Origin of the sequence: Paractinoplanes toevensis (assembly GCF_018332695.1) — a bacterium.
In the GTDB taxonomy this organism is placed as follows: domain Bacteria; phylum Actinomycetota; class Actinomycetes; order Mycobacteriales; family Micromonosporaceae; genus Actinoplanes; species Actinoplanes toevensis.
Genome location: NZ_BOQN01000058.1, coordinates 19,271 through 34,191, shown reverse-complemented (window position 1 = coordinate 34,191; position 14,921 = coordinate 19,271). Strand labels below are relative to the sequence as shown.

General features: G+C 69.8%; 17 protein-coding genes. 10 read left to right on the top strand and 7 right to left on the bottom strand.

Annotated features, from left to right (window positions below):
- Positions 1-6: 6 nt before the first annotated feature.
- On the top strand, positions 7-546 hold the full coding sequence (locus Ato02nite_RS21690; protein WP_213008426.1) for a hypothetical protein: 540 nt from the start codon (positions 7-9) through the stop codon (positions 544-546).
- Positions 525-995: an SUKH-3 domain-containing protein gene (locus Ato02nite_RS21685; RefSeq protein WP_213008425.1), complete on the top strand. Its 471-nt coding sequence runs from the start codon at positions 525-527 to the stop codon at positions 993-995. Before Ato02nite_RS21690 ends, Ato02nite_RS21685 begins: the two co-directional genes overlap by 22 nt.
- 31 nt (positions 996-1,026) lie before the next feature.
- Here Ato02nite_RS21685 and Ato02nite_RS21680 read toward each other — a convergent pair whose 3' ends face one another.
- Positions 1,027-2,466 carry a glycosyltransferase family 39 protein gene (locus Ato02nite_RS21680; RefSeq protein ID WP_246607292.1) on the bottom strand — a complete coding sequence of 480 codons (1,440 nt, stop codon included), beginning with the start codon at positions 2,464-2,466 and terminating at the stop codon, positions 1,027-1,029.
- Positions 2,467-2,791: 325 nt separating this feature from the next.
- Here Ato02nite_RS21680 and Ato02nite_RS21675 point away from each other — a divergent pair, with 325 nt between their 5' ends.
- The 3 genes from Ato02nite_RS21675 (at position 2,792) to Ato02nite_RS21660 (ending at position 6,181) form a co-directional block, all read left to right on the top strand.
- Positions 2,792-4,483: a nitrite/sulfite reductase gene (locus tag Ato02nite_RS21675; RefSeq protein ID WP_213008424.1), complete on the top strand. Its 1,692-nt coding sequence runs from the start codon at positions 2,792-2,794 to the stop codon at positions 4,481-4,483.
- Positions 4,484-4,634: 151 nt separating this feature from the next.
- Positions 4,635-5,387, top strand: a complete 753-nt coding sequence (locus Ato02nite_RS21665; RefSeq protein WP_213008423.1) for a phosphoadenylyl-sulfate reductase — start codon at positions 4,635-4,637, stop codon at positions 5,385-5,387.
- On the top strand, positions 5,369-6,181 hold the full coding sequence (locus tag Ato02nite_RS21660; protein ID WP_213008422.1) for a sirohydrochlorin chelatase: 813 nt from the start codon (positions 5,369-5,371) through the stop codon (positions 6,179-6,181). The genes Ato02nite_RS21665 and Ato02nite_RS21660 overlap by 19 nt, the downstream gene beginning before the upstream one ends.
- A gap of 439 nt (positions 6,182-6,620) precedes the next feature.
- Here Ato02nite_RS21660 and Ato02nite_RS21655 read toward each other — a convergent pair whose 3' ends face one another.
- Positions 6,621-6,875, bottom strand: coding sequence for a WhiB family transcriptional regulator (locus Ato02nite_RS21655; RefSeq protein ID WP_093619131.1), 255 nt, complete (start codon positions 6,873-6,875; stop codon positions 6,621-6,623).
- A gap of 406 nt (positions 6,876-7,281) precedes the next feature.
- Positions 7,282-8,232: a diacylglycerol/lipid kinase family protein gene (locus Ato02nite_RS21650; RefSeq protein ID WP_213008421.1), complete on the bottom strand. Its 951-nt coding sequence runs from the start codon at positions 8,230-8,232 to the stop codon at positions 7,282-7,284.
- A gap of 52 nt (positions 8,233-8,284) precedes the next feature.
- On the opposite strand from Ato02nite_RS21650, the gene Ato02nite_RS21645 reads away from it, so the two are divergent.
- Both Ato02nite_RS21645 and Ato02nite_RS21640 read left to right on the top strand, forming a co-directional pair.
- Positions 8,285-8,680, top strand: coding sequence for a hypothetical protein (locus Ato02nite_RS21645; protein WP_246607291.1), 396 nt, complete (start codon positions 8,285-8,287; stop codon positions 8,678-8,680).
- Between the two features lie 38 nt (positions 8,681-8,718).
- A complete protein-coding gene (locus Ato02nite_RS21640) occupies positions 8,719-9,441 on the top strand; it encodes a FadR/GntR family transcriptional regulator (protein WP_213008420.1) in 723 nt (240 codons plus the stop codon).
- On the opposite strand, the gene Ato02nite_RS21635 is transcribed toward Ato02nite_RS21640, so the two are convergent.
- Genes Ato02nite_RS21635 through sodN form a run of 3 tightly spaced genes read right to left on the bottom strand, consistent with a single transcriptional unit; the run spans position 9,419 to position 10,744 of the window.
- Positions 9,419-9,823 (bottom strand): ATP-binding protein, encoded by a 405-nt coding sequence (locus Ato02nite_RS21635; RefSeq protein WP_438873061.1) that lies wholly within the window; start codon positions 9,821-9,823, stop codon positions 9,419-9,421. The two genes, Ato02nite_RS21640 and Ato02nite_RS21635, sit on opposite strands and share 23 nt — an antisense overlap.
- Before the next feature lie 10 nt (positions 9,824-9,833).
- Complete coding sequence (locus tag Ato02nite_RS21630; protein ID WP_246607290.1) at positions 9,834-10,343, bottom strand: GNAT family N-acetyltransferase; 510 nt, start codon at positions 10,341-10,343, stop codon at positions 9,834-9,836.
- The gene (gene sodN / locus Ato02nite_RS21625; protein WP_213008419.1) at positions 10,340-10,744 is read right to left on the bottom strand and encodes a superoxide dismutase, Ni; all 405 of its coding nucleotides are present in this window, start codon (positions 10,742-10,744) and stop codon (positions 10,340-10,342) included. Before sodN ends, Ato02nite_RS21630 begins: the two co-directional genes overlap by 4 nt.
- Before the next feature lie 86 nt (positions 10,745-10,830).
- Here sodN and Ato02nite_RS21620 point away from each other — a divergent pair, with 86 nt between their 5' ends.
- The 3 genes from Ato02nite_RS21620 to Ato02nite_RS21610 all read left to right on the top strand — a co-directional run bounded on the left by Ato02nite_RS21620 (position 10,831) and on the right by Ato02nite_RS21610 (position 13,807).
- On the top strand, positions 10,831-11,139 hold the full coding sequence (locus Ato02nite_RS21620; RefSeq protein WP_246607289.1) for a S26 family signal peptidase: 309 nt from the start codon (positions 10,831-10,833) through the stop codon (positions 11,137-11,139).
- Between the two features lie 139 nt (positions 11,140-11,278).
- Positions 11,279-12,517, top strand: coding sequence for an NAD(P)-dependent malic enzyme (locus tag Ato02nite_RS21615; protein WP_213008417.1), 1,239 nt, complete (start codon positions 11,279-11,281; stop codon positions 12,515-12,517).
- Positions 12,518-12,856: 339 nt separating this feature from the next.
- On the top strand, positions 12,857-13,807 hold the full coding sequence (locus tag Ato02nite_RS21610) for a zinc-binding dehydrogenase (protein ID WP_213008416.1): 951 nt from the start codon (positions 12,857-12,859) through the stop codon (positions 13,805-13,807).
- 7 nt (positions 13,808-13,814) lie between these two features.
- Here Ato02nite_RS21610 and Ato02nite_RS21605 read toward each other — a convergent pair whose 3' ends face one another.
- Positions 13,815-14,777 carry an alpha/beta hydrolase family protein gene (locus Ato02nite_RS21605; RefSeq protein WP_213008415.1) on the bottom strand — a complete coding sequence of 321 codons (963 nt, stop codon included), beginning with the start codon at positions 14,775-14,777 and terminating at the stop codon, positions 13,815-13,817.
- Positions 14,778-14,921 lie beyond the last annotated feature (144 nt).

Here is a 14,921-nt window from a genome sequence, read left to right as displayed (position 1 = left end):
GCGAGCATGACGCACGAACCGCTCGTCGAGCAGCTGCGCGGGGCAACCGACCGCGCGGCGGCCCGCTCGATCGCCTACGACGTGGCCCGCCTGGCGGTCGACGATGCGGTCGCGGTCACCCCCGGTTCGGCGAACCGGGTGGTGACCGCGGTGCGGCGGCTGATCGAGGACGGCACGCCCTGGCGGCCCGACGCCTTCGCCGTGCTGATCTACGTGCTGGACCACGCCCACGTCTACCGTGACCTGCGGGCGGAAGCCCGCACCTACCGCGGCAAGTGGGACTTCGGCATCGCCGAGGAGGAAGCCGTCGAGCGCGCCCTGGACGGGTTCGACGGCGTGGTCCGGGACCTGCTCGACGATCCTGACCCGGAGACCCGATCGCTGGCATCGCTGCTGCTGCTTCGGGTCTCCGGCGAGCCGGACGCCGACCGGGAACTCCTGCGGATGCTGGCCGACGCCGAGCCGGACGAGCAGGTCCGGGAGTGCGTGCGGGAGGCGGTGCAGGGCGACCGGCGGACCTGGCGATGGCCGGCCGAGGAGATCTGAGGAGATTCCCGCGTGGTGTCGAACGCCGGCTGCGCAAGTCCGGGTGGTTCCCCGGCCGGCGGGTCGACACCGCGCCTTGGCGGGGGGTCGTGGCGGGCGTCGAGATGCCGGCGGCGGTCGAGGCCTTCCTGGCTGAGTTCGGCGGCCTGACGGTCGACGTCCACGGTTTCGCCTGGGGCAGGACGGCCGCCAAGGAGCCGTTCGAGCTGGATCCAACGCTGTGCGAGGGGGACGACGACCGGTTCCCGGAGTGGGGTGAGTTCCTCGGCCGCACGCTCCACCCGCTGGGCGAGCTGGACCACGGCCGCTTCTCGCTCGGCATGGACGAGCTCGGCGCGATCTACCTGGTGACCGACTGGCTGGGTCTCTTCGGCGACGGCCCGGCCGACGCCGCCCTGACCGCCCTCTGCCAGGGCACCATGGCCCGTCAGCTGTCCCCGGACAACTGACGGCGGATCGAACGGACGGTCGACGACCGGGTCAGTCCTCCCGGACGAACAGGGTGACCGTGAAGCCGCTCACCCGCCAGAAGGCCAGCTGGTCGTAGTCCTTGAGCACGGCCTTCTCGCCGTACGTGAGCTGGTTGGTGGCGGTTGCCCGGAAGACCGGGTCGATGTTGTCGGCCGCCATCACCCAGATCCGTTTCGTGTCGCCGAGGCACTTCACCGCGTCGGCGCACTCGGTGGCCCACAGCGAGGCGTTGGTCACCTCGTCCGAGGCCAGCATCAGGTCCCGCGGCGCCCGGTCCCGCAGGTAGTAGTCGACCCCCAGGTCGGTGGCCTGCCAGCCGTCCCGGGGCGCGTAGATGATGCCGTCGCCGGGGGCCTGGTTGTCGAGGATCACATCGGCGGCCGACGCGAAGTCGAACGACGAGTGGGCCCGGCGCATCCCCTGCTGCGACGGCAGGCCGATGGCGCCGAGCGCCACCACGGCGGCGAGGGCCAGCGGCAGGCGGAGGGCGATCAGGCCGGCGCCGGCCAGGGCACACAGCAGGGGTACGGCGAACAGCAGGTAGCGGGACACGAAGATCGGCGCGACCAGCTGGTCGTACGCGTAAAGCAGACCGACCGGCAGCAGCACCGCCGCCCAGAGCACCGCCGCCGGGGTTGCGTGTTTCCGCCGCAGCGCGGCGATGGCGAGGCCGGGCACCGCCCCGCCCAGGATCGGCGCCACGAAAACCGACCCGGCGACGTCCGCGAGAGCCCTCGGTGTCGCCGTCTCCAGCCAGTTCAGCTGGTTCGACTGCTGGCCGAGCCCGTTGCGGGTCAGCGGCAGCACCACGCCCGCCGCCCCGGCCACCGCGAGCACCCACCACAGCGCCCGCCATCGGCCGCTCCGCCAGATCGCGGCCAGCACCATCACCACGTGGCCGGCCAGGACCATCAGGCTGAGCAGGTGGGACAGGCCGGCCAGCGCCACGCAGAGGCCGTAACCGGTCCAGGTCCACCAGCGTGAGCGGTCCAGCGCGATCGCCAGCAGCAGGGTGGCCAGCGCCACGAAGAGGGTGGCGAGCGCGTACCCCCGGATTTCCTGGCCGTAGCGGGACACCGCCGGCATCACCGCGAAGAGCAGGCCGCCGAGCAGCCCGGCGGTGTTTCCCCACCAGCGCCGGCCGAGCAGCGCCACCACCGCGGCGGTGCCCGTCATCGCGATGATCGAGGGCACCCGCATGGCGATCGCCGAGTCGCCGAACCAGCCGATCCAGTAGTGCAGGAACAGGTAGTACGGCACCAGCACGCCGTCGATGTTCCGGCCCAGCGCGAAGATCTGGTCGACGGTCCGGGTGGCCACGCTCCAGCTCGCGATCTCGTCGCGCCACGGGCCCGGCCGGGCGGCCTGATAACTCACCGCGAAACCGGCGGCGAGCGCGGGCAGCACCCAGCACAACTGGGTGCGCAACCAGGCCGGAAGGATTCTCACGAGGGGACAGGGTTCCAGGTGTGATCGCTGAGCCGAAATTCAGGTGTGCTGGTAGGCACACTCCCGGAATCTGGACCGTACTGGCCCAGAATGCCGCCGTGTGCGAGGCTAGCGACATGACCGCTGCTGTTGACCGCCGCTTCGTGGCTCGCCGCCACGTCGATTACGGCCGCGTCCGCAGCGCGATGTGTCCGGCTTACTGACGCCGCCCGATTTGAGTCCGGGCGTGCGAGACGCGCCGGCACTCTCCTGACACAGACGTCACGAGTCCTCCAAATGCCGCGAGCGTCGGAGCACGCCCACCGACACCCGGAGGACCGCCGACATGGCGCCCAGCAGCACCCCAGCTACGCCGACCGCCCGCCCCCGTAAGGCGCGCGGCGAAGGCCAGTGGGCGCTCGGACACCGCGAGCCGCTCAACCCCAACGAGCGCAGCAAGAAGGACGACAACCCGCTCAACGTCCGCGCTCGCATCGAGAACATCTACGCGCACCGGGGCTTCGCCTCGATCGACCCCGCCGACCTGCGTGGCCGTTTCCGCTGGTGGGGGCTCTACACCCAGCGCAAGGCCGGGATCGACGGCGGCCGCACCGCGATCCTCGAGCCGGAAGAGCTCGAGGACGAGTACTTCATGCTCCGGGTGCGGGTCGACGGCGGCGCGCTCAACCTGGCCCAGCTGCGCGCCATCGCCGGGATCTCCACCGAGTTCGGCCGGGACAGCGCCGACATCACCGACCGGCAGAACATCCAGATGCACTGGATCCGGGTCGAGGACATGCCGGAGATCTGGCGCCGGCTCGAAGCGGTCGGCCTGCAGACCACCGAGGCGTGCGGCGACTGCCCCCGGGTGGTGCTCGGTTCGCCGGTCGCCGGGGTCTCGGCCGACGAGGTGATCGACGCGACGCCGGCGATCGACGAGATCGTCAAGCGTTACGTGGGTGACCCGGCCTACTCCAACCTGCCGCGCAAGTTCAAGTCGGTGATCTCCTGGCTGCCCGACGGGCCGTACCAGGCGAACGACATCTCGCTGGTCGGTGTCGTGCACCCCGACCACGGCCCCGGCTTCGACCTCTGGGTCGGCGGCGGCCTCTCCACCAACCCCCGGCTGGCCGAGCGCCTCGGCGTGTGGGTGCCGCTGGCCGAGATCCCGGACGTATGGGAGGGCGTGGTCGGCATCTTCCGCGACTACGGCTACCGCCGGCTGCGGCACCGGGCCCGGCTGAAGTTCCTGCTCGCCGACTGGGGTGTGGAGAAGTTCCGCGAGGTCCTGGAGAAGGAATACCTGGGCCGGGCGCTGATCGACGGGCCGTCGCCGGAGCTGCCGGAACGCCCGATCGACCACATCGGCGTGCACAAGCAGCGCGACGGGCTCAACTACATCGGCGCCGCGCCGGTGGTCGGCCGTTCGTCGGGCACCCAGCTGTCGAAGCTGGCCGACCTGACCGAGGCCGCCGGTTCCGATCGGGTGCGGCTCACCCCGTACCAAAAGCTCCTGGTCCTTGATGTGGTGGACGAGAACGTCGAGGGTCTGATCCGCGGCCTGCGCGAGATCGGCCTCGAGGCGCGGCCGTCGGCCTGGCGGCGCGGCACGATGGCCTGCACCGGCCTGGAGTACTGCAAGCTCGCCATCGTCGAGACCAAGGCGCTCGGGGAAGACCTGGTCGCCCGGCTCGAGGAGCGGCTGAAGGACTTCGACGCGGACATCTCGGTGCACATCAACGGCTGCCCCAACGCCTGCGCCCGCACCCAGGTCGCCGACATCGGCCTCAAGGGCCAGCTGGTCATGAACGAGCGGGGCGAGCAGGTCGAGGGCTTCCAGATCCACCTCGGCGGCGCCCTCGGCATGGCCAAGGGCGAGACCGCCGGTTTCGGCCGCAAGCTGCGCGGCCTCAAAGCCACGGCCGAAGAGCTTCCGGAGTACGTCGAGCGCGTAGCCCGCAACTACCTGGACGGCCGCTCCACCGGGGAGACGTTCGCCACCTGGGTGATGCGGGCCGAGGAGGCGCTTCTCAAGTGAGCGACGCCCGTTCCGCCCCGCTCTACTGCCCCTACTGCGGCGAAGAGGACCTCCGCCCCAACGAGGCTTCGCACGGCGCGTGGGAGTGCCACTCCTGCGCTCGAGTCTTCACGGTCAAGTTCAACGGGTTGCTGTCCAAGGGAGTAAACCGATGACAGTCATGGCCACCTCACTCAACCTCGTCGGCCTCGGCCCTTCGGTGATCGAAGGCCGGCGCACCCCCGAGGAGCTCAAGGCACTCGCGCTCGACGCCGCCGTCGCGCTCGAGGGTGCTCCGGCCGAGCAGATCGCCAAGTGGGCGACCGACACGTTCGGCGCGCGCTTCTGCGTGACCAGCTCGATGGCCGACGCCGTCGTCGCCCACCTGTTCTCCCGGGTCTCGCCCGGCGTGGACGTGGTCTTCCTCGACACCGGCCTGCACTTCCCGGAGACGCTCCGGGTGCGCGACATCGTCGCCGCGACCATGAACGTCAACGTGCGCTCGATCCGCCCGCAGATGACCGTCGGCCAGCAGGACGGCGAGTTCGGCCCGCGGCTGTTCGCGCGCAGCCCCGACGAGTGCTGCTTCATGCGCAAGGTGGAGCCGCTCGAGCGGGCCCTCGTCGAGTACGACTCGTGGGCCACGGGCCTGCGCCGCGACGAGTCGCCGACCCGGGCCAACACGCCGGTCGTCACGTTCGACGCCAAGAAGGGCAAGGTCAAGGTCAACCCGATCGCGGCCTGGACCCAGGCCGACGTCGACCGCTACATCAGCCGGTGGAACGTGCCGGTCAACGAGCTGTTCAAGAAGGGCTACGGGTCGATCGGCTGCTGGCCGTGCACCCGGCGCACCAAGGCCGGCGAGGACCCGCGAGCCGGCCGCTGGGCCATGTTCGAGAAGACCGAATGCGGCCTGCACGTCTGATCCCGTCCCGCGACCGGCTCGCCGTGCTCCTGGTGGCCCACGGCAGCCGCGATCCCCGGGCCGCCGCGGCCACCGAGGCGTTGGCCCGGGCGGTGCGCCGGGCCCACCCGTCGTGGGACGTGCACGCCGCCTACCTCGACCACGCCGGCCCGCGCCCGCTGGACGTGCTGGCCGGCCTGGCACCGGGCCGCCGGGCCGTCCTGGTCCCGCTGCTGCTGACCAAGGCCTACCACGGCCGCGTGGACATCCCGGCCGTCGTCGAGGCCGCCCAAGATCTACCCGTTTCGGTGACCCTGGCCGAGGTGCTCGGCCCCCAGCCGGCGCCGCTCCGGACGCCGGCCCGGCCCGCGGTACCCGCCCACCGGACGCCGCCGCCCGGTGCCGTGCCGTCGCTTCTGATCGACGGCCTGATCCGCCGGCTACCCGCGACGGGGCTCGACGCTGTCGTGCTGGCCGCAGCCGGGACCCGCAACCCGGCCGCGCGCGCAACCGTCGAATGGGCGGCAAACGCCCTCAGTGGCCGTCTGAGCCTTCCATGCACGGTTGCCTACGCCTCGGCCGCCTCGCCGCTTCCAGGCGCGGCTGTCGATCTCTTGAGGGCCTCGGGCGCCCGGCGAATCGGCATGGCCGCCTACTTCCTGGCCCCCGGCCACCTCTACGACCTGGCCGCCGACTCGGCCCGCACAGCCGGCGCGGTGACGATCGCCACCCCCCTGACCGACGCCCCCGAGCTGGTCAACCTGGTAGCAGCCCGAGTGAACACAGTCGCCACCCGGGCATCCGCCGCGGCCTGAGCGGCCCGCGACCTGAGCGGCCCGCGGGTTGGGTTTTGGGCGCAACCACTTACGCAGAATGAAGGGCAGGGCCAGCGCAGCTGGGCCCCGCCCGGCCTCGGCGGGAGCTGCGGTCTGAACCCACCACCCCGCTACGACATGAAGCACTTGAATTTGATCTTTCTCTCCATTCGTTGCGGAGAGTAACTGGATCATGTAGCGCTGTAGACGGTCGTCAAGTTCCACAGCGGAGGGTGAGGACCAGTGTGCGGCGCGCAATTTCGAGATCATTTCATGAATCTCGATCAAACCGAACGTGATCCAATTAGTGCTCTCCGGAACGACTCTCATAAACCTCTCAGGAATATGAGCCTTCGGTAATTGGGTGGGAACAGCAAGACGCCCCGGTGCCGATCGGCCCGGGGCGCAAATGCTGTGAGTGGTTCTTTGGGGGATTGGTTCAGGCGGTAGGAGCGCCGACCCGGAGGCCGCCACGACGCTTCACTGCGCGTCGCTCATCTTCGCTCATCCCGCCCCAGACGCCGGCGTCCTGACCGGACTCGAGTGCCCACGAGAGGCATTCCTCGGTCACGGGGCACCGCCGGCACACGGCCTTGGCCTGCTCGACCTGCAGGAGCGCGGGGCCGGACGTCCCGATCGGGAAGAACAGCTCCGGGTCCTCGTCGCGGCAGATCGCATCGTGACGCCAGTCCATGGCGGCAACACTCCTTGTTTCGGATGGGGTTAATGAATCGACTACTGGTATTACCTATGCGTGCGCGGTGGCGATCGTCGGGCGGGGGCCCGTCTGATCGCCGGTGCGTCAGCAAGCTTTTGGTCTTACTCCGTGCCGTTCAGCGCTTCTGGATTAGGAACGCGCGCAAGCAGCAACGGGTTACTTCTTATCGCTTGTGAATGCTTTCACGAACTCCTGCGATGTCAAGGGTAGCGGCGGAACTTTCTCCGCGCGGGTGAGCTGGCTCACGACCCCTTTGTCCGGTTTTCGGGCGACTTTCAGGACCGGATGACGAACGCTCCCATCAATGTAGTACGGTCTCGGCCGCCTTGCCGCTCTTTTGCCCGTCTTTCTGTAACGGATCGTGAGCGTTGATACCCGGCGGTCAGCAGATCACACGCAGAGCTTCCGGGACGGACACGAAGTGCACCTTCTGGCGCTCGCCGAGATAGTCGCCGTCCAACTGGAACGCCTGCGGCCGGTTCGCCACCACCGTGAATTCGGCCTGGTCATGTAGTTGGAGCACCTGCTTGCCGTGCGGATCGCCCTTGCGGGTGGCCAGTTGGGCCAGCGTTCGTGTGGTGCTCGTCACCGCCAGCCGTCGCAGCGCGAGCACATCGAGCCCGCGGTCGAACGAGGCGGCCGGGCTCGGGTTGATCGGGCGATCGCCCAAATAGGTCCACGGCGCGGTGTTCTGCACGATCACCGTCCCGAGGTCCATCTCGGCCGGTTCGCCGGGCCGCTCGATGGAGATCGGTGGGATCTTGCGGTCGTCGCCGACCATGAACTGGCCGACGATCGATCGGAAGTAGAGCGACGGCGTGGACTTGCGGCCGCGCAACCGGGCCTGCTCGACCCGGCGCACCACGGCGGCGTCCAGGCCGACCCCGGCGGCGAAGGTGAAGTAGCGGTCGTCGGCGCGGCCGAGCCCGATCACCCGGTGCCGGCCGTCGCGCAACGCGTCGAGGATCATGCTGGTGCCGTCGACCCAGTCGCGCGGCAGTCCGAGCGCGCGGGCGAAGACGTTGGTGGAACCGCCCGGTACAACGGCGAGCGCCGGCAGCGCCTGGGCGCGCGGACCGGCGATACCGTCCAGTGCGGAGCGCGCGGTCATCAGTCCGTTGACCGCCTCGTTGACCGTGCCGTCGCCACCCAGGGTGACCACGACATCGACGCCGCTCTCCGCCGCGGCGCGCGCCAGGGACGCCGCGTGCCCGCGACGGGTGGTGTATTCGACGGTCAGACTGACCGCGCTGCGCAGGGCCCGGACCAGCACGTCTCGGCTGCGCTCGCTGGTAGTGGTGGCTTTCGGGTTAACCACCAGTAACGCCCGCATGCGCGGCACTGTACCCGTCGAGCGGCTTCTGAGCTGTCGGTATGGTGCACAAGTGGCCGGTGAGAATGCAGTCGTTGACAACCCCCGGACCTTGGTATTCGCCGTCTGGCTGCTCTACCTGGAGTGCGCCGGGCTGACGGGCCTCACGGCGTACCTGGTCTATCGGGACCTGACCGCGGAAACGCTCGAGGTCGGCGTGGCGGTCTCGCTGACCGTGATGACCGCGCTCGCCGCTGTGGTGGTCTTCTTCCTCGCCCGCTCGCTGGCCCGCCGCGCCCGGGGTGCCCGCGGGCCGTCGATCGTCGTGCAGCTGTTCGTCATCGCGGCCGGCGGCTTCCTGGTCCAGGTCGGTCCGCTCTGGCTGGGAATAATTCTGATGATTATCGGTGCCCTGACCGGGGTACTCGCCGTGGTTCCGCCAAGTACGAGAGCGCTCGGCGTCGATTAGTCACCCTCGAACCGTTGCTCAGGGCCTACCCTGTGTAGGTGACCGGATCTACGGTGCGACCTCCCGCCTATCAACTGCTGGCGGACGAGCTGCGAGCGGACATCACGTCGGGCCGGCTTCAGCCTGGTGAACGGCTGCCACCGGAGCCTGAGCTGTGCGTGAAGACCGGGGTCAGCCGGAGCACGGTCCGGGAGGCGCTACGCCTGCTGGCGAGTCAGCACCTGATCGTCACCACGCGGGGAGTGACCGGGGGCAGCTTCGTCTCCCACCCCGACGCGGAACAGTTGGCCGACGGTCTCGCCACCGGTTTCACCCTGCTCACCAACTCCGACGGGGTCGGCCTGGCCGATCTGCTCGAGCTGCGCCGCGCCTTGGAGGTGCCGGCCGCCGGGCTGGCCGCGCTGCGCCGCGACGACGATCACCTGCTGGAGATCCGCAGCGCGCTCTTCGACCCGGCTCTGGACGACCTCGACATCATGCTGGCCGCGCACGCCGCGTTCCACCTGGCGGTCGCCAAGGCCACCGGCAACCCGCTGTTCGAGCTGGTGGTGCGCCCGCTCTACAACGCCACGTACGGCGAGGAGGTCACCGCCAACCTGCCGGAGGGTTACTGGCGGCAGATCGACGTCGACCACCGGCAACTGCTGGACTGCCTGATCAGCCGGGACGCCGAGGCGGCCAGCCGAGCCGCGGCCGCGCACCTCGATTACATCGTGCGGACGACCCAGACCCTGGAGATCACCCCTCGGTACGCCGGGTGAGCAGGCGGATCGTCGCGTGCTGACCGTTCGCCTCGGCCGATGCCGAGGTGGTCAGCGCGGTGAGCACCTTCCACGCGAAGGACGACTCGGCCGGCAGCCGGGCGCCGCGCACGGTCGTCACGCTCACCTCGACGGTCAGCGCGTCGTCGGTCACCGCGAAGCGGCACTCCAGCTCGGCGCCGCGGGTCGCGATCGCGAGCAGCATCGCGCAGGCCTCGTCGACGGCGATGCGCAGGTCTTCGATCTCGTCCAGCGCGAAGTGCAGCCGGGCCGCGAGACCGGCGGTGGCCGTCCGCAGCACGCCCAGATAACCGCCGTCGGCCGGGACCGTGAGCAGAACGACGTCGTCGCCGAGCGCCGGATCCGGGTGCGTCAAAGTCACGAACCTGAGCCTATCTGCTTACCGGGGTCGGCGGGGAGGCGCGTTCGGCCAGCCGGTGCAGAGCATCGCCGGACAGACGGTACGGCACCCAGTCGGCGGTGACCTCGGCGCCGATCGCGGCGTAGAACTCGGCGGCCGGGTTCCAGTCGAGCATCACCCACTCCAGGCGGTGATAGCCGCGGCGCACGCAGATCTCGGCGAGCGCGGCCAGCAGCGCGCCGCCCGCCCCGGTGCCGCGGGCCTCCGGCCGGACGTAGAGGTCCTCCAGGTGGATCGCGCTCGTGCCGGTCCAGGTGGAGAACTTGAGGAACCAGAGCGAGAACCCGACGGGACGATCGGAAGCGTCGACCGCGACGTGCCCGAAGACCGTGGGCTCGGCGAACAGCACGGCTTCGAGCTGCTCGGCGGTGAGGTGACACTGGTCGGCCGCGCGTTCGAAATCGGCCAGCTCGTGCACCATCGCGACAACGGCCGGCACGTCCTCGGGACGTACCGGCCGTACCGTTGCGGTGAAGCTCACGCCTGCTTGGTCTCCCAGAAGATCTTGGAGATCTCCTCGATCTTGGCCAGGAGCTGGTCGGCGACCGCGGGGTCGACCGAGCCCTTGGCGCCCGAAGCGCCGGCGAGCTTGGTGGCCTCGTTGAACAGCTGGTGCAGGTTGGGGTACTTCTCGAAGTGCGGAGCCTTGAAGTAGTCCGTCCACAGCACCCACAGGTGGTGCTTGACCAGCTCAGCCCGCTGCTCCTTGATCAGGATGGCGCGAGTGCGGAACTCGGGGTCGGTGTTCGCCTGGTACTTCTCAGCGATCGCCTTGACCGACTCCGCCTCGATCCGGGCCTGCGCCGGGTCGTAGACACCGCAGGGCAGGTCACAGTGAGCGCTGACCACGGTCCGCGGTGTGAAGAAACGCGGAAGTCGCATGAGGACTCCTCCATACGGGTTTGCGATGATCCGCGGTTGACACTACCCCTTACATCTCGCCAGTAACGCAACGGAGGACTGATGCCTTGAGATGGCAATTACCACTGTTCGCAGTCTTGGTGAACGGGCCGTCGATGGTGCCCGCGCTCCGCTCCGGCGACGCGTTGCTGGTGCGGCGCGGGGGACGGGTGCGTCCCGGGGACGTCGTGGTCGCCCGCTTCCGCACCCGGCCTGACCTGCTGGTGGTCAAGCGGGTTATACGCGAGCAGGACGGCGGCTGGTGGATCCAGGGCGACAACCAACTCATCGAGGACGATTCCCGAGCGTACGGAGTGGCTGATGTCATCGGCCGAGTCTTAATTCGCTACTACCCGCGCGTAGGTCGGCTAAGTTAGGGTCCATACACCGCAGCGCACACCCGCGCAGCGGTTGCTACCCCGGGTGATCCCCGCATCGCACCGCCGCTCGGCGCCCATTCGCGACCGAGGACCGAGCCGGTGCACCGTGTCAACGCCGATGCCGTGTGGAGTCACCATGTCTTTCTTCAGCTTTGAACTCGATCCCTCGCTTGCCGCCGATCCGGTCTTCGACCTGCACAAACACGGCAAGATGTCGATCAGCCCGACCGTCTCGCTGGCCAGCCGCGACGACCTGTCGATGGCCTACACCCCAGGCGTCGCCCGGGTCTGCGAGGCCATCGCCGACGACCCCGAGCTCTACCCCGACTACACCTGGACCGCCAACACGGTCGCCGTCGTCACCGATGGCTCGGCGGTGCTCGGCCTCGGCAACATCGGCCCCAAGGCCGCGATGCCGGTCATGGAGGGCAAGGCCATCCTGTTCAAGCAGTTCGGCGGGGTCGACTCGATCCCGATCTGCCTGGACACCCAGGACGTCGAGGGCATCATCGCGGTGGTCAAGGCGATGGCGCCGTCGTTCGGCGGCATCAACCTCGAGGACATCAGCGCCCCGCGCTGCTTCGAGATCGAGCAGCGCCTGGACGCGGAGCTCGACATCCCGGTCTTCCACGACGACCAGCACGGCACCGCGGTGGTCACGCTGGCCGCCCTGCGCAACGCCGCCAAGCTGCTCGGCCGCCAGTTCGCCGACCTGCGCATCGTCATCAGCGGCGCCGGCGCGGCCGGGGTGGCGATCACCCAGACCCTGATCGCGGCGGGCGTCCAGGGCGCCAACGTGATCGTCTGCGACTCGCGCGGCATCATCCACGCCGACCGCGAGGGCCTGACCGGCAAGAAGGCCGAACTGGCCGCCACCACCAACTTCTCCGGCCGCAGCGGCGGCATCGCCGAGGCGCTGATCGGCGCGGACGTCCTGATCGGCGTCTCCGGCGGCGCGATCGAGGAGAGCGCGCTGGCCGGCATGGCCCCCGGCGGCATCATCTTCGCGCTGGCCAACCCCACCCCCGAGGTCCACCCAACGATCGCCCACAAGTACGCCGCGATCGTCGCCACCGGCCGCAGCGACTTCCCCAACCAGATCAACAACGTCCTGGCATTCCCCGGCATCTTCCGCGGCGCCCTCGACTCCCGCTCCACCACGATCACCCCCGCGATGAAGGTCGCCGCGGCCGAAGCCATCGCCGAAATCGTCGCGGACGACCTCCGAGCCGAGGCGATCGTCCCGTCCCCGCTGGACCCGCGCGTCGCCCCGGCGGTCGCCGCGGCCGTCGCGGCAGCCGCGATGAAGGACGGCGTGGCCCGCCGCGAGGTCCCCGCCGCCGCAACCCAGGCAGCGCCCACACCAACCCACTGAGATCGCTTCCTGCAACGGGGGCCCGGCGATTCCGCCGGGCCTTCCGTCATATCCGGGCCTTTTCCGGTACGGGCAGCACCCATCCGCCCAACCCACGGGCCCCGCCGAGCAGCGCGACCACCTGCCACAACCGGCCATAGCGCGCCTCTCGCGCGAAGCCGGAGGCAGGCCGCAAAGCGCCCCCGCCGCCCGCGGCGGCCGTCCACGCACTCCGCCCGGCGGCGGACCGGGGAGGGTGAGTGGCTATGGCCCGGCCTGCGCGGTGGGTCGGGGGTAGTTGCGGTTGGGGGCGGGGTCGCGCGTACTCGAAAGGTTTGGATTGGCTTATAGGGTCGCAGGATGCGTGCTGCCTTTGCTTCTGCCGCCTCGCCGGATCGGCCGCTGAGCGCACTCACCGTGGGTGAGGTTGCGGAGTCGGAGGTGCCGGAGGGGTGGGTTGCCGTCGAGGTGCGGGCGGCCTCGCTCAACCACCATGACCTGTGGTCCTTGCGCGGCGTCGGGTTGCCGGGGGATCGGTTGCCGATGGTTCTCGGGTGCGATGCCGCCGGAGTTACTCCGGAGGGTGACGAAGTGGTGATCTATCCGGTCGTGGCGGACCGGGGGGATCCGCGCGGGATGTCGTTGCTGTCGGAGCGGTTTCCGGGGACGCTCGCCGAGCGGGTCGCGGTGCCCCGGGACAATCTGCTGCCCAAACCGGCCGGGCTGTCGTTCCTGGATGCGGCGTGCCTGCCGACCGCTTGGCTGACGGCCTACAACATGCTGGTCACCCGCGGGCGGGTCGATCTCGCGTCGTCGGTGCTGGTGCAGGGGGCCGGCGGTGGGGTGGCGACGGCGGCCGTGGTGCTCGCCGCGGCGATGGGCAAGACGGTCTATGTGACCAGCCGTGATCCCGGCAAGCGGGAGAAGATCGCGGCGCTCGGCGCGGTGGCGGTGGAGCCCGGCGGGCGCCTGCCGGAACGGGTCGATGTGGTGATCGAGTCGGTGGGGCAGCCGACCTTCGACCATTCGATGAAGTGCGCGGCGCCCGGCGCCCGGATCGTCGTGTGCGGGGCCACCGGCGGGCATTTGGCGACCGTTGACCTGCGGCGGCTGTTCGCGATGCGGCTCGAACTGCTGGGCAGCGTGATGGGCACGCTTCCGGAACTGGTCGCGCTGATGGACCTGATGATCGAGAAGGGCATCCGACCGGTGATCGACTCGACCTACGGGTTCAGCGCGGTGGTGGACGCGTTCGCGCACCTGGAGTCGGGTGACGTGTTCGGCAAGGTCGCGCTGGACTTCCTGCACTGAGCGGTCGTCACAGGCGGTTGGTGAAGGTGGCCAGATCGTTTGCGGCGGCGTCCTGGCCGAGGCGCGCTTTCGCGGAACGGTCGCCGTAGAGGCTCCACCGCCAGAAATCCCGGCTCGTAGCGGAGATGACGTCGAGTGAGCGCCCGGTGGCCACGTGACCGCCGCGAGGAAACGTCAGGAAGGCTTTCGGCCAGCTCATGGCGTCAAAGACCGACCGGCCATCGGCATAGGCGATCGTGTTGTCAAGCTTGCCGTGCACGAAGAGCAACGGCGACGGAGCGCCCGTCAACGGGGTCGCGACGATCTGCCGCCCGGCCAGCACCACACCGGCCCGCAGCCGAGCGTCCCGGTTGCCGCTGAACATGCCAAGCGTCGTCATCCCACCCGCCGAATGCCCGGCCGCAGCGATCCGTCCGGCGTCGACCGCCCCGCCGAGCCGCTCGAGCACCCGCGTGATCACGTAGCTGGCGTCGGCCGGCTGGTTGACCACGTCGAGCGGGTTGAAGTCACTGACCCCACCGGCGGTGAACGGATAGGCCGGCGCCGCGACCACGAAGCCGGCCTTCGCCCAGGCGGTGATCATCTCGGCGTAGTCGCGCGGGCGAGCGGTCAGCCCGTGACTGAACAGAATCAGCGGGAAGGAACCGTTCCCGCTCGGCTGCCAGATCGTCGTGGGCAGCGGCCGGTCGCCGCGGCTGAATGCGACCTGGCTGGTCTTGAGCGAGAAAGTCCTGGTCGGGGCGGTGCCAGCGGGTGCTGTGCCGGGTGCGGTGGTGCCGGGTGGGGTGGCGCCGGGTGGGGTGGTGCCGGGTGTGGGTGTCGTGCCGCCGGGCGAGCCTGTGCCCGGCGCTGATTTGCTGGGCGACGCTTTCGGCTGGTCGGTTGCCGGTTGCGCGCTCGTCGAACATGCGCCGGCCGACGCGGCTGCGCCGGCCACGACAAGGGCCTTGATCACGGTACGCCGATGCACCCGGCCCATTGTGCCGTCGTTACCTGTGGAGCCCGCCGATCTGCGACCGCGACCCGTGCGCCTGCTTGCCGCCGCAGGCTGCCGTGGCCGCAGCCACCGGGCTGTTGGGTTCCTCGGGCTGGCGGTTGCGTTCGGGCTGGCTGG